We start from the raw sequence: 13,134 nt of genomic DNA, 5'->3' as shown, positions 1-13,134 counted from the left end.
GGGGGCTTCGCTACTCGACCGGCTGGGGCGGCGGGGCGCCTACTGCAGCGCCATCGGGCCGTTCGCCGAGCGGTCGGCGGCGACCGCGACCGGCCCGATCGAGCCGAGCTTCACCCGGGTGATGTGCGCGAGCCGCTCGACGTCGTCGGCACCGTGCCGTTCGGCCGCGTGCACGATGATCGCGGCGCACGCCTCGGCGTCGGCGAGGGCGTCGTGGTGCGAGAAGCCCTCGAAGCCCGCGGCCGTCGCCGCGACCGGAAGCCGGTACGAGTCGAGGTGGTAGGTGCGCCGCGCGACCTGCAGGCTGCAGAGCGATCGGTAGTCGGGCACCTCGAGCCCCCACGCGGTCGAGGTCTTCGCGATGACGCCCATGTCGAAGCCGGCGTTGTGCGCGACGAGCACGTCGCTGCCGGCGAACTCCCGCAGCGCGGGCAGGTGCGTACGCCAGTCGGGGGCGTCGTCGACCATGTCGCGCGTGATGCCGTGCACGCGCACGTTCCACTCCGAGAACTCGTCGTGCGGGAACGGCGGTCGGATGTACCAGTGCACCCGGTCGACGACCCGACCGTCGCGCACTTTCACCAGCCCGACCGAGCAGGCGGACGCGCCCGAGGAGTTGGCGGTTTCGAAATCGATCGCGGTGAAGTCCACAGGCACGCAGACATGTTGCCACGGGCCGGCGACGTCGCCCGTCGTCGATGCGGGCGGGTCACGAGATCGCTGCGAAGACGGCGACGGTTGACGGATGCCCCGGCGCGGGCTGGAATGGACGCGCGACCCGCGCGACGAGAGGACGAGCCCATGACCGAGGCACCCGATCGAGGTGCGGGCGAGCTCGTCGCCGACCCCGGCGACCCCGAGACGCAGCGCGCCGCGAGATCGTTCGGCTCCGTGGCATCCGTCTATCGCCAGGTGCGACCCGGGTACCCGCACGACGCCGTCGAATGGCTCGTCGGCGATGCGCGCCGCGTGCTCGACCTCGGGGCGGGCACCGGCAAGCTGAGCGAGGCGCTCGTCGCCCTCGACCGTTCGGTGATCGCCGTCGACCCCGTCGAGGAGATGCTCGAGGAGCTCGAGATCGCGGTGCCCGGCGTGCCGCGGATCCTGGGCACCGCCGAGGACATCCCCATCGAGGACGCCTCGGTCGACGCCGTCGTCGTGGGGCAGGCGTGGCACTGGTTCATGCCCGAGCGCGCCGTGCCCGAGATCGCGCGCGTGCTTCGGCCCGGCGGGGTGCTCGGACTCGTCTGGAACTCGCGCGACACGAGCGTCGACTGGCTGCGGGAGGCCGGCGAGATCATGCACGAGCGGCACGACGCGAGCGCCACGTTCGAGACGTACGTGAAGGTCGGGAGCCCGTTCGGCCCGATCGAGGAGCACACGGTCGCGTGGACGAATCCGATGTCGCACGAGGGGTTCCTCGACCTGGTGCGCTCGCGCAGCTACTTCATCGAGGCGGGGGAGGCCGAGCAGGCGGCGACGATCGCGGCGCTCGAGACGCTGTTCGCGACGCACCCCGAGCTCGCGGGCGCCGAGACCCTCGAGGTGCCGTACCTCACCCGCTGCTTCCGCACCCGGCTCGACTGAGGCATCCCTGAGCACGCCGACGATGCGCGCAGGCGCGCCCCGGTAGACTGTGCCCCCGTGGCTCTCACTATCGGTATCGTCGGTCTGCCCAACGTCGGCAAGTCCACCCTCTTCAACGCCCTGACCAAGAACCAGGTGCTCGCGGCGAACTACCCGTTCGCGACGATCGAGCCCAACGTCGGCGTGGTGAACCTGCCCGACCCGCGGCTCGCGAAGCTCGCCGAGATCTTCGGGTCCGAGCGCATCCTGCCGGCTGCGGTGTCGTTCGTCGACATCGCCGGCATTGTGCGCGGCGCCTCCGAGGGCGAAGGCCTCGGCAACAAGTTCCTCGCGAACATCCGCGAGGCCGACGCGATCGCGCAAGTCGTGCGCGGTTTCGAGGACGGCGATGTCGTGCACGTCGACGGCAAGGTCGACCCGAAGTCCGACATGGAGACGATCAACACCGAGCTGATCCTCGCCGACCTCGAGACCCTCGAGCGCGCGATCCCGCGCTACGAGAAGGAGATCAAGGGCAAGAAGCTCGACCCCTCGGTGCTCGCCGCCGCCGTCGAGGCCCGCGACGTGCTCCAGACCGGCGTGCCGCTGTCGGCGTCGAAGGTCGACCTCACGCCCGTCAAGGAGCTCGGCCTCCTTACCGCGAAGCCCTTCATCTACGTCTTCAACGTCGACGAGTCGGTGCTCACGGATGACACCAAGAAGGCCGAACTCGCGGCGCTCGTCGCCCCCGCCGAAGCGGTGTTCCTCGACGCGAAGATCGAGTCGGAGCTCATCGACCTCGACCCCGAGGACGCCGCAGAGCTGCTCGCCTCGACCGGTCAGGACGAGTCGGGCCTCGACCAGCTCGCCCGCATCGGCTTCGACACCCTGGGCCTCCAGACCTACCTCACGGCAGGCCCCAAGGAGTCGCGCGCGTGGACGATCCACAAGGGCGACAAGGCCCCGCAGGCGGCCGGCGTGATCCACACCGACTTCGAGCGAGGCTTCATCAAGGCCGAGGTCATCTCCTTCGCCGACCTCGTGGAGACCGGCTCGGTCGCCGAGGCCCGCGCGAAGGGCAAGGCCCGCATGGAGGGCAAGGACTACGTCATGCAGGACGGCGACGTGGTCGAGTTCCGCTTCAACGTCTAGCGCTCCATCGCCCTTCCACTTACACAATCCTGATCGGCGGCGTCTTCCACGCCGCATAATGGTGCGATGGGTGGCGGCAAGAAGCAGGCGGCGTCGGCGTATGTGCTTCCCGATCCCGAGCTTCGGTCTTACGATCGCGGGTTGGGGACGCTGCGCGTTGACGGAGAACTCGAGGGCTATCTCGCAAGCATCGTCGGCAAGATGTGTTTCCCATCAGCTCGGTTATGGCCGTGGTTCGTCGTTGTGTGGGTCGACGGGGTCAAGGAGAGTTCGTTCGAAGATTACGGGCCCGACTGGTGGAAAGTTCGTGAGCTCGATGCTGGCTACCTCCAGCATCACGGGCCGAGTGTCACGAGCGAGCAGCGGTTCTTAGGTAAGCGATTTGCGGGTTCTGTTCCTGGGCCGCCGCGTAGGTTCGAATTCGAATGGCTGCCGCCAGCTGAGGCGGCATCCAAGTGGCAGGAGCTGGGTCTCGTCGACGCCGACTTCTGATGTCTACCGATGACGGAACGTGGTGGAGTTCCGCTTCAACGTGCGAGCCTCTGGGGCTCCGCGAGACCCGTGCAGCCTGACCTCGCGTACGACCGCCGGGGATTCCCCGGGGGCGCCGTTCCCGACAGAATCGACGTATGACTGCCGAGCCATTCCTCGGCGACGTGGTCCCCGACGTGATCGCCGAGCTCATCGGGCTGGAGCCCGAGGTTCGACGGAATGCCGACGATGCCGTCCACCGGGCGCGCACGCTCACGCGCCGGCTGCGCGCGTTCCTTCCGCTCGTCCCGGGCCGCGACGCCGAGAAGGCGATGGCCGGCCTCGAGCGCTACGGAGACGTGCTCGGTGCGGTTCGGGACCTCGAAGTGCGCCAGGGGTTGCTGGAGCGGCTGCTGGCGGAGCTCGGCGACGACGGAGGGTCGGACGCAGCGCCCCGACAGTTGGTGAAGACGGTCAAGCGAGCGCGACGACGCGCCCATCGCGATGTGGTCGACTACCTCGACGGGTCGAAGTACCGCAAGCTCGTCGACCGACTCGAAGCCGTACGCGGGGCCGTCGACGGGCTCGACGTGTGGGAGGTTCGGCACGAGGTCCGCAAGCACGCGCGGGCGCTGCGATACCTCGCCGAAGCGATCGGCGACGAACAGGCCGCCGCCGCAGGCGCGGCGCTGCAGGACGCCATCGGCGACCAACGCGATCGCCTGCTGTTGGCTCGGTGGCTCGACGCCGAGGCCGAGGAGGACGAATCGATCCGCGGAGTCCGAGATGCCGCGCGACGGCAAGCGGAGGAGATGTCGGGAGTTCCGTCTCAGCGCGGCCCACTTGGACGGTCATGATGCCGTAGCATTCCGACGTGACCGAAGACCAGATCGCAACTCTCGTAGGGGGTCTGTTCGCCGTCCCGTTCGGCGTGATGTTCATCGTGAAGCGGGAGGCCATCTCTGCGGCAGCGCGGAAGCAGCGTGAGCAGCAGGGGATCAAGCTCACCGAACGCACGCAGTCGCCGGCGCTGATGGCGTTCGGCGGCGCGGTCATCGTCTGCGCAGGCGTCGCCATGGTCATCGCCTCGCTCACGGGAGCGACTCGGTGAGTCGACTCGACTCCGCGATCGGCTGGGTCACGACCGGCCGCGGCCGACGCGTTCAGGCATGGTGGAACATCATCATCTGCGCGTGCATCCTCCTCGGCGCTGCGAGCGCCGGCATCGCGAAGGATCCCATGTTCTTCGTCGTCGCGATCGGCGCGGCGGCGATGGAGGTGCAGTTCATCCGGCAGCTCATCCGCGTCAGGCGCACACCCGAGCTCGACTCTGATTTCGAGGCTGAGTAGCAGGCGGCTCCGCCGTCAGGCGACGCGACTGCGTTCTGCAGGACGGGGGCCCGGATGCCCTTCGGCACGGTCGCGGTCGACGGGGGTGCGAACCCGGTGGCGGCGAGCGCTCAGTCAGACGCCGGCAACGCCGGATAGTCGGTGGGGTAGACGCCGATCGCGAAGCCGTAGACGGTTTCGCCAGAGCGGGGCAGCCGGTCGAACTCCTCTACGAGTGCAGCCATGCGAGCCCAGAACTCGGAGGCCTGATCCTCTGAGATGCGGGCGTGCCGGATGAAGCCCCAGAGGCGCCCCTGCTCGAACGCCGCCGCCGACTCGCGCGCGGCGACCTCGAAGTCGTTGAAGTCGCCGGTGACTTCGCCGCCGGTGGATGCCGTCTCGGCGGCCACGTAGAACAGGCGAGCGGTGCGCCCGTAGAAGCGCTCCTCGATCGCCCGCACCTTCCGCGTGCGCACGACCCGGAGCAGCCCGTTGCGGGCGAGCACGTCGACGTGGTGCGCGACCGTGCTCTTGGGCCGTTCGACGGCGGCAGCCAGTTCGGTGACGGTCGCGGCCCGCTCGTGGAGGAGTTGCAGGATCGTGGTGCGGAGCGGGTGGCCGACGGCCTTCACCTGGCCGGGCTCGGTCAGCGCCATCCGATCGGCGAGTTCGTAGCCGGGAGGGTTGTCCGCCATGACCGAACAGACTAGCATCGTCGAATGATCCAGAATAGTCGATCAATCGGAGAGGGACGCCGCTGACATGGCCGAAGTTCTGCTGTTCCACCACATCCAGGGGCTGACCGACGGCGTGCGCGCCTTCGCCGACGAGCTGCGGCAGGCCGGCCACACCGTGCACGCGCCCGACCTGTTCGACGGCCGCACCTTCGACAGCATCGAGGAGGGCTTCGCGTTCGCCCGCGAGACCGGGTTCGAGGCGATCCGCGAGCGCGGCGCGGCCGCGGCGGAGGAACTCGGGCCGGGGTTCGTCTACGCCGGGTTCTCGTTCGGGGTCACGATCGCACAGCGCCTCGCACAGACCCGGCCGGGTGCTCGCGGGGCGCTGCTGATCTACTCCTGCATTCCGGTCGAGGAGTTCGGGGGAGCGTGGCCGGAGGGGGTGCCGGTGCAGATCCACGGCAAGGAGGGCGACGAGTTCTTCGACGAAGACCTGCCGGCCGCGCGCGAACTCGTCGCATCGACGAGCGACGCCGAACTGTTCGTCTACCCCGGCGACCAGCACCTCTTCGCCGACTCCTCGCTCGACGCCTACGACCCCGAGTCGGCGGCGCTGCTGATGGAGCGGGTGAAGGCGTTCCTCGCCGAGGTCTGAACGAGGGCGGGCGCCTGCGGCGCGTGGCATCCGACCGTGCGAACGACACCACCTGCAAGGATGGCCGGATGGCCCTGCCCACACCCACCCTGGAAACCGATCGCCTGCGCCTTCGCCCGTTCACGGCCGACGACGCCGAACCGCTCTTCGCGCTGAACAGCGACGCCGACGTGCTGCGCTACTGGGACTCGCCGCCGTGGACCGACCGCGCGTCGATCGCGCGCTTCATGGACGGCTGCCGCCGGATGGAGGAGGAGGGCAGCGGCGCGCGTGTCGCGATCGAACGCACCGACGACGGGACGTTCATCGGCTGGGCCACCTTCAACAGCTGGAACCCCGACTTCCGGAGCGCCTCCCTCGGCTACTGCCTGAACCAGGAGGCGTGGGGTCACGGCTACGCGACGGAGTCGGCGCGCGCCATCCTCGGGTGGGCCTTCGACGCGCTCGACCTCAATCGGGTGCAGTCCGAGACCGACACCCGCAACGTGGCGTCGGCCCGGGTGCTCGAGAAGCTCGGCTTCCTTCGCGAGGGCACCCTGCGGGAGGACTGCATCGTGAACGGCGACGTCTCCGACTCGTGGGTGTACGGCCTGCTGCGGCGCGACTGGGAGGGCTGAGCGCGCGTCAGACGGCCGCGAGCACGGCTGCTTCGTCGAGCGCGACGGCCGCGGCGCGTCGGCCTTCGGCGATGAGGCGCGGCGCGTCCGACATCGTCCACTGCGCCATGCCCTCCATCTCGGGCTGGACGAGCACGATCGAGGGGTCGCGCACGAGGTCGGCGGTGCGGTTGACGGTGCGCATCATGCGCACGTTCTCGAACTTCGCGTGCAGGCGTACGACGACGACCCGGTCGGCGCCGAGCTCGCGCGCGGCGTTGACGGGCACGTTGTCGAGCATGCCGCCGTCGGCGAGCAGTGCACCCTCGCGGCGCACGGGTGCGAGGAGGCCCGGGATCGCGATCGTCGATCGCAGCGCGACGCTCAGCGGCCCGCGGTCGATCGTCACCACCTTGCGGGTGCGGAGGTCGGTCGCGACCGCGCCGAAGCGACGGGGGAGGTCTTCGATCAGGGGGTCGCAGCCGAACACGCGCTGCACGGCGTCCTCGATCGCACGCGAGTCGAGGAGGGCGAGCCGCGGGGCGAACGACCAGCGGGCGATCTCGCGCCACTTGAACGCGAGGGCGACGCGCTCGATCTCCGCCGCGTCGAAACCGGCGGCGTAGGCCGCGGCGATGAGCGCGCCCGAGCTCGTTCCGACGGCGATATCGGGGCGGATGCCACGGTCCTCGAGTTCGTGGAGGACACCGACGTGTGCGGCACCGAAGGCGGCGCCGCCGCTCAGGGTGAGGCCGAGGGCGGGGTCGTCGCTCGCAATCACGTCCGGGTTCTCCGATCTGTCTTGCCTGACGGTATCGGGGCCGCGTGGGGTGATGCTGTGCGGATGCGGTGAGAAAGCTGAATGCGCGGTGCCGGGTGAAGGCCTGAGCTCAGCGCCCCTGACGCTTCTTGTAGGGCTTCGGCTGCCCCTTCACGATGGGCGCGCGCCCCTTGCCCTTCGACGCCTTCGCCTTGCCGCCCGTCTTCACGGCCGACTTCTCGACCGGCGGGGGCGCCGCGGCGATCTGCGCCTCCGCTTCGGGGAGGAGGGCAGCGCCCACGGCGGTGAGCTTCGTCGGGCTCTTCGTGAACAGCGGATGCCCGATCTCGGCCTCGAGCTTGTCGATCGAGGTGTAGAGCGAGGCGAGCGGGATGCCGAGGCGTTCGGCTGCGCGCGGGAAGTGCAGCTCCTCGGCGACGGCGACGAATCGTCGGAGATCGGCGATCTTCACGGGGAGCCCTTCGTCAGTCCGCGCGACTCGCGGTCACCTCAGGTTACGCGTTCTCCGTCGAGGACGCGGGCGAGTCGCCCGCACGCCGGGCTACGCTCGCAGAATGAGCGGCACCCTGTTCGAGAAGGCGAGCGGCGGGATGACGGGCACCCGCGGCACCCCGCGACCCGAGCGATGACGGTGCAGACGGTGCGCGAGCGCTACGCGGCGCGTGCGGCCGAGTACACGGCGCTGCTCGGCGCGGTCGACCTGTTGGCCGAGCAGGATCGCGAGCTGATCGCGCAGTGGGCGGCCACGGTCGACGGCCCGGTCGTCGACGCCGGGTGCGGGCCCGGCCACTGGACGCAGTTCCTGCACGAACGAGGCGCCGAGGTCATCGGCATCGACCTCGTCCCGGAGTTCGTCGACGATGCGACGCGGCGATTTCCCGAGGTCGGGTTCCGCGTCGGTGAACTCGCCTCGCTGCCGGTCGCGGATGCTTCGCTCGGTGGCCTGCTCGCATGGTTCTCGGTGATCCACACCGAACCCGACGGCGTCCCGGCGATCCTCGACGAATTCGCCCGGTGCCTGCGCCCAGGGGCGACGCTGCTGCTCGGATTCTTCGAGGGAGCGCTCGTCGAACCCTTCGACCACGCGGTGGTCACCGCGTGGTTCTGGCCCGTCGACCAGATGCAGGCTGCGCTGCGGGCGGCGGGTTTCGAGATCGTCGAGACCCGCACGCGCATCGATCCCGGCGTCCGCCCGCTCGCGTCGATCCTCGCCCGCCGCCGCGACGCCTGAGCTACCGCAGGTCGCCGAGCCGCGCCGCGATGCCCTGCTGCGCGCCCGTGCGGCGCTCGGTGGTGACGGCGATGATGAGCAGCACCGCGCCCACGACGGCGAGCGTGATCCACCACGGCATCGACTCGATGCCGCGGCCGATCTGCACGGCGAAGACGACGACGTTCTCGATCGGCAGCACGACGATGCCGATGAGGAACGGCGCCGCGAGCTTCCGTGCCGAGCCGACGAGGATCGCGGTGAGCGCGAACAGGATCACGAGGATCGCCCGCCAGGTCTGCGGGTCGGTGAACGTCGCCGCGATCGACGCGGAGAGCAGCACCACGAGGCCGGGCGCGAGCAGCGCCCACGATCCGCGGGACGCGGCGGGCCACGCCGTCAGCCGGGTCCAGAAGGACACTGCGGCATCCGAAGTGCCGGCACCGGAGTCGCCGGTCGCGGGGCTCTCGCCGCTCCGCCGCAGCGCGACCGCCCCCGCCGCGAGCAGCAGCACCCCGAGCGGCACCGAGAACCATTCGACGCGCAGCTCGCGCGGGCTCCACGCGACGACCGCGGTGACGAAGGCGAGCGCGAACAGGAACCATACGGGCGGCAGCGTCGTGCGGGCGAGCACCGAGCGCACGGCCGCGAGCAGCATGACCGCGAGCAGTGCCAGCATGAGCGCCCACATCGACCAGATCTCGGGCCACTCGGCGCGGATCGCCGGCCACGCCGCGAACGCGAGGATCGCGAACGCGGGCGCCGTCAGCCAGCGAGAGCGGGAGGGCAGCGCCCGCCCCGCGATGAACGCGGCCGCGCCGCCGAGCAGGCCCACGCCGGCGCAGACGAGCGCAAGCGGAACGCCCGGCAGTGGCGACGAGGGCATCCCGTCGATGCCGAGTCGAGCGCCCTGCAGGGCTGCGCCCACCGCGGCGACGATCGCGGTCGCGAAGAGCGTCGGCCGCAGCATCCCGAGCCGCGCAGCGCGAGCCGCCCGCCCGCCCGCGCCCGCGAGCGCGGCCGCACCGCCCGCATCGCCGCGCCCGAGCAGCAGGCCGAGACCGACGAGCAGCCAGGCCGCGCCGATGAGCGCCCAGCCGCGCACGTCGGCGGCGAGCGAGGCGCCGTCGCCCTCGGCGATCGAGAGCACCGAGATGGCGAGCACCGCGAGCGTCGGCACGATCGCGACGAGCAGGCCGGATGCCACGAGCGCGACCCCGCGCGCACCGCGCACCGTGAGCCACGCGCCCACGAGCGCGGCGGCGAGCCCGGGCGGCACGAGGTACGCCTCCACCTCGGTGACGCCCGCGAGCCCCCACACGCTCCACAGCGCCCCGGTGAAGCTCGCACCGGCGAGCCACCAACCGAGCCGGCGGTGCTGCACGACGGCGAGCGCCGTCGCACCGAGCCCGAGCAGCACGAAGACGATGAACGTCGTCTCGAGTCCGGCGGCGCTGCGCACGAGCGAGAGCAGCACCGCGATCGCCGCGGTCGCGAGGCTCGAGACCTCGATGGCGATGCGGGCGGCGCGGGATGCCACGGCGCCGACGCCGTGACGCGCGAGCGCGCGCCCGATCGCGGCGGTCGCGGGCAGCACGACGGCGACGAGTGCGGCGATGACGGGCAGCACGACCGGCGAGGCGCTCGCCGAGAGCACCTCGGCCCCGAGGCAGACCGCGACCACTGCGGCGCTCGGCACGACGAGCGCGGCCGCCGCCGTGCGCAGCGCGATCCCGAGCCCGGGGCGGCGCGTGATGACGAGCGTGATCGCGAGCAGCAGCATGAGTCCGGTCGACAGCGCCGTCCAGCCGCTGCGTTCGAACACGACCTGCACGATGCCGATCCCGAACGGCACGGCGGCGACCGCGAGCAGCGCCCACCACGAGCGTGCGCCGACCCGCGGGAGGAAGGTGGCGACGATCGCGACGAGGAGGCCGACGGCGGTCGTGAGGCACCACTGCGCGATCCCGGCGAGCTCCGTGGTGCCGAGCACGGTCGCGACCACCGTGAGCGCGTAGGCGAACCCCGCGCCGACGTAGAGGAACCGCAGGCGCGGCGACGCGACGAGTGCGAGGGCGGCGACCCCGACGAGCAGGGCGAGGCCGGCCCAGGGTTGCGTGGTGGCATCCGTGCCGGCCAGGAGCGCCCCGAGGACGAGCGCCAGATGCGCGCCGCCGAACAGCGCGCCGCCGACCGCGGTGCCCGGTCGCAGCACCGCGACGAATCGCTCGAGTGCGGCGACCGCGAGCGCGAGGGCCAGCACGAGCCCGATGCGCGCACCGAGCGTGAGCGTCGGGAGGCACGCCAGCAGCAGCCACGCGAGCACGGCGAGCACTGCGGCGATGGTGCCGAACGGGCCGTCGACGACGAGGCGCGCGAGCGACACCGGCGCGGCTGCCGACGGGGCGCGCAGACGTCGCCGGGCGACGACCGCCGAGAGGACCGCCTGACCGGCGGCTGCGGCCGCGCAGGCCACCGCAGCACCGAGCATGTCGTCGCTGGTGCCGAGCACCGTGACGGTGGCAGGTGTATCGACCACGGTGCCGACGATCGTGCTGAACACGGTGAGGGTCGCGGCGACCACCGGGATCATGAGCGAGCCGGCCGCCGCGAACAGCGCGCCCACGCTCCACTGGGCCGCGGCGACCGCACGCAGCCGGGGCGCGAGCACCCACGCCCCGACGAGGCCGAGCTGGGCCGCCGCGACGAGCACCGCGAACATCCAGAAGTCGGGCAGGCGCTCGCCGATGCCCGTGGCGAACGGCAGCACCGCGAGCGCGACGACCCCGGTGAATCCGGCCGCGAGACTCCAGAAGCGGCGTGCCGGGTGGCGCGCCGAGAGCACGCCGAGCACCGTGACGGCCGCGAACGTGCCCGAGGCGAGGAGCCAGCGCAGCGCCTCCGTCGGGACCGCGACGAACGGCAGCACGAGCACCGCGAGCGCCGCAGCGGTGATCTGCACGGCGGTCAGCGTGCGCTGCTCGGCGGTGAGCGCGCCGTCGAACCGGCCGGCGGCACGGCGGGCGAACACGATGAGCGCGAAGGCGGCGAATGCTGCGGAGAGGTGGCCGACGAGCGCCCAACCGGCGGTCTCACCCGCGTAGCCGAACATGGCCGGCACGGTCGCGAGCGCCGTGAGCGATGCCCACACCCAGATGCGGATGCGGGCGAACAGCCCGAGGGCGGCCATCGTGACCGCGCCGACGGCCGTGCCGATCGCCACCGGGAGCCAGGCGTTCGGCACTGCGGCGGTGAGCTCCACGAATGAGGCGATGTCGAGCGCCACGAAGACGAGCCCGAGCCCGCCGACCGACTCGGCCGAGAAGCGCAGCCGCTTGCGCGCCAGCCACCAGGCGCCGCCGAGGAACACGAGCGTCGCCGCCCCCATGATCGCGCTGCGCGCACCGACGTCGCGGAGGTCGGGATTGAAGAACGCGAACACGACCGCCGCGACCGCGAGGAGCCCGGCGCCCGCGACCGCGAGCACCGACTGCACCGTGGCGGTCGACTCGGGTCGTGCGGCGGTCGCGGTGGCGGGGGCGGGTCGAGCGGCGCTCGACGCGGGCGTCGCGACCGGTGCGGATGCCACGGCGCCGACCCCTGCGGTCGGCAGCGCCGCCGGGGCATCCGCCGTCGTCAGCGTGGCGGCCACCGGGACGGGAACCCGCTCGACGACCGCCTGCCGATCGCGGATCGCTGCGGCGGCGTGCGATGACGCGGACGCGAGCTCGGCGCCGAGCGCCGCGTCGATCGTCGCCCCGCAGTTCGGGCACCGCCCGTCGCGCAGCCGGTCGCGGGCGCAGACCGGGCACGCCGACGCGTCGAGCAGGTAGTCGACGGCGGCATCGCTCCACGCGCGGGTCGCGGAAGGCAGGGGGAGCGTCATGCCGAGACCTCCGATTCGGGAGCCGATGCGGTCTCGGCCGTGTCGGGCACCCAGCGCAGGATGTCGCCCGGCTGGCATTCGAGCACACGGCAGATGGCGTCGAGCGTCGAGAAGCGCACCGCCTTCGCGCGCCCGTTCTTCAGCACCGAGACGTTCACCGGGGTGATGTCGATCGCGGCCGCGAGGTCGGCGACCGACATCTTGCGCTTCGCGAGCTGCACGTCGAGATCGATGACGATCGCCATCAGACCACCTCGGAGAGGTCGTGCTGCAACTGGGCGGCGTTCTTCAGCAGGCCGCGCATCACGCCGACGAGCAGGGCCAGGCCCGAGCCGACGACCACGCCGAGCGCGCAGAGCAGTTGCACGGAGGGGTTCGCGACCTCGGCCGTGAACAGCAGCACCCATGCGGCGGCGATGAGCAGCGTCGCGACGATGATCGCGCCGAGGATGACGTCGACCCAGCGGAACGCGTCGGTGGTGAAGATGTTCTGCGCGCCGACCATCGAGAGCAGGCGCCACACGCAGAGCATCACGACCTCGACGCACACGAGGAAGAGCACGGCCACGACGATGCCGGGCACCTCGAGCTTCGCGAGCTCGGGGTAGTCGCTCGCGAGCCGGCGGGCAGCGCCTGGCACGAGGAAAAGCTGGCACGAGACGAGCAGGACGAGCATCAGTGCGATGAGCGCCTTGAGCGCGAGGATGGTGGGCCGTTGCATGGCGTTCCTATCGATAAACGGTAGTCATCTATCGAGAAACGATACACAGTGGGCGCAAAGAATGGAACGGGCTGGGCGGCCCGGGTGCCG

The 13,134-nt window shown here is 71.4% G+C and carries 16 protein-coding genes; 9 read left to right on the top strand and 7 right to left on the bottom strand.

What is annotated here, in order from left to right; all coding sequences use genetic code 11:
• Nucleotides 1-39: 39 nt before the first annotated feature.
• Entirely contained in the window at nt 40-657 is a 618-nt protein-coding gene (locus tag ACFVTX_RS02750) for a 3'-5' exonuclease (protein ID WP_386897824.1), read from the bottom strand.
• Nucleotides 658-801: 144 nt separating this feature from the next.
• Here ACFVTX_RS02750 and ACFVTX_RS02745 point away from each other — a divergent pair, with 144 nt between their 5' ends.
• From ACFVTX_RS02745 to ACFVTX_RS02720, 6 genes are all read left to right on the top strand, one after another.
• Nucleotides 802-1,587, top strand: coding sequence for a class I SAM-dependent methyltransferase (locus ACFVTX_RS02745; RefSeq protein WP_386897822.1), 786 nt, complete (start codon nt 802-804; stop codon nt 1,585-1,587).
• A 57-nt stretch (nt 1,588-1,644) separates the two neighbouring features.
• Entirely contained in the window at nt 1,645-2,718 is a 1,074-nt protein-coding gene (ychF, locus tag ACFVTX_RS02740) for a redox-regulated ATPase YchF (RefSeq protein ID WP_386897821.1), read from the top strand.
• Between the two features lie 66 nt (nt 2,719-2,784).
• On the top strand, nt 2,785-3,210 hold the full coding sequence (locus ACFVTX_RS02735) for a hypothetical protein (RefSeq protein WP_386897819.1): 426 nt from the start codon (nt 2,785-2,787) through the stop codon (nt 3,208-3,210).
• A gap of 176 nt (nt 3,211-3,386) precedes the next feature.
• The gene (locus ACFVTX_RS02730; RefSeq protein ID WP_386897817.1) at nt 3,387-4,046 is read left to right on the top strand and encodes a CHAD domain-containing protein; all 660 of its coding nucleotides are present in this window, start codon (nt 3,387-3,389) and stop codon (nt 4,044-4,046) included.
• Between the two features lie 17 nt (nt 4,047-4,063).
• Nucleotides 4,064-4,300 carry a hypothetical protein gene (locus ACFVTX_RS02725; protein ID WP_386897816.1) on the top strand — a complete coding sequence of 79 codons (237 nt, stop codon included), beginning with the start codon at nt 4,064-4,066 and terminating at the stop codon, nt 4,298-4,300.
• On the top strand, nt 4,297-4,539 hold the full coding sequence (locus ACFVTX_RS02720; RefSeq protein ID WP_386897814.1) for a hypothetical protein: 243 nt from the start codon (nt 4,297-4,299) through the stop codon (nt 4,537-4,539). The genes ACFVTX_RS02725 and ACFVTX_RS02720 overlap by 4 nt, the downstream gene beginning before the upstream one ends.
• A gap of 110 nt (nt 4,540-4,649) precedes the next feature.
• Here the strand turns inward: ACFVTX_RS02720 and ACFVTX_RS02715 are convergent, their stop codons facing one another.
• Nucleotides 4,650-5,213, bottom strand: coding sequence for an ArsR/SmtB family transcription factor (locus ACFVTX_RS02715; RefSeq protein ID WP_386897813.1), 564 nt, complete (start codon nt 5,211-5,213; stop codon nt 4,650-4,652).
• A gap of 67 nt (nt 5,214-5,280) precedes the next feature.
• On the opposite strand from ACFVTX_RS02715, the gene ACFVTX_RS02710 reads away from it, so the two are divergent.
• Nucleotides 5,281-5,850 carry a dienelactone hydrolase family protein gene (locus ACFVTX_RS02710; RefSeq protein WP_386897812.1) on the top strand — a complete coding sequence of 190 codons (570 nt, stop codon included), beginning with the start codon at nt 5,281-5,283 and terminating at the stop codon, nt 5,848-5,850.
• Nucleotides 5,851-5,918: 68 nt separating this feature from the next.
• Entirely contained in the window at nt 5,919-6,467 is a 549-nt protein-coding gene (locus ACFVTX_RS02705) for a GNAT family N-acetyltransferase (protein ID WP_386897810.1), read from the top strand.
• A gap of 7 nt (nt 6,468-6,474) precedes the next feature.
• On the opposite strand, the gene ACFVTX_RS02700 is transcribed toward ACFVTX_RS02705, so the two are convergent.
• Complete coding sequence (locus ACFVTX_RS02700) at nt 6,475-7,227, bottom strand: patatin-like phospholipase family protein (RefSeq protein ID WP_386897808.1); 753 nt, start codon at nt 7,225-7,227, stop codon at nt 6,475-6,477.
• Nucleotides 7,228-7,336: 109 nt separating this feature from the next.
• A complete protein-coding gene (locus tag ACFVTX_RS02695; RefSeq protein ID WP_386897806.1) occupies nt 7,337-7,678 on the bottom strand; it encodes a LysR family transcriptional regulator in 342 nt (113 codons plus the stop codon).
• Between the two features lie 174 nt (nt 7,679-7,852).
• Here ACFVTX_RS02695 and ACFVTX_RS02690 point away from each other — a divergent pair, with 174 nt between their 5' ends.
• Nucleotides 7,853-8,458: a class I SAM-dependent methyltransferase gene (locus tag ACFVTX_RS02690; protein ID WP_386897805.1), complete on the top strand. Its 606-nt coding sequence runs from the start codon at nt 7,853-7,855 to the stop codon at nt 8,456-8,458.
• A gap of 1 nt (nt 8,459) precedes the next feature.
• On the opposite strand, the gene ACFVTX_RS02685 is transcribed toward ACFVTX_RS02690, so the two are convergent.
• The 3 genes from ACFVTX_RS02685 to ACFVTX_RS02675 are packed head-to-tail and all read right to left on the bottom strand — an operon-like array spanning nt 8,460 to nt 13,044.
• The gene (locus tag ACFVTX_RS02685; RefSeq protein WP_386897803.1) at nt 8,460-12,323 is read right to left on the bottom strand and encodes an SCO7613 C-terminal domain-containing membrane protein; all 3,864 of its coding nucleotides are present in this window, start codon (nt 12,321-12,323) and stop codon (nt 8,460-8,462) included.
• On the bottom strand, nt 12,320-12,568 hold the full coding sequence (locus ACFVTX_RS02680) for a helix-turn-helix domain-containing protein (RefSeq protein WP_386897801.1): 249 nt from the start codon (nt 12,566-12,568) through the stop codon (nt 12,320-12,322). The genes ACFVTX_RS02685 and ACFVTX_RS02680 overlap by 4 nt, the downstream gene beginning before the upstream one ends.
• Nucleotides 12,568-13,044: a DUF2975 domain-containing protein gene (locus tag ACFVTX_RS02675; protein ID WP_386897799.1), complete on the bottom strand. Its 477-nt coding sequence runs from the start codon at nt 13,042-13,044 to the stop codon at nt 12,568-12,570. The genes ACFVTX_RS02680 and ACFVTX_RS02675 overlap by 1 nt, the downstream gene beginning before the upstream one ends.
• Nucleotides 13,045-13,134: the final 90 nt, after the last annotated feature.

It is taken from the genome of Agromyces sp. NPDC058136, assembly GCF_042884375.1.
Lineage (GTDB): Bacteria > Actinomycetota > Actinomycetes > Actinomycetales > Microbacteriaceae > Agromyces.
The sequence above is the reverse complement of the archived record's forward strand: the minus strand, read 5'-3'. Positions and strand labels throughout refer to the sequence as shown.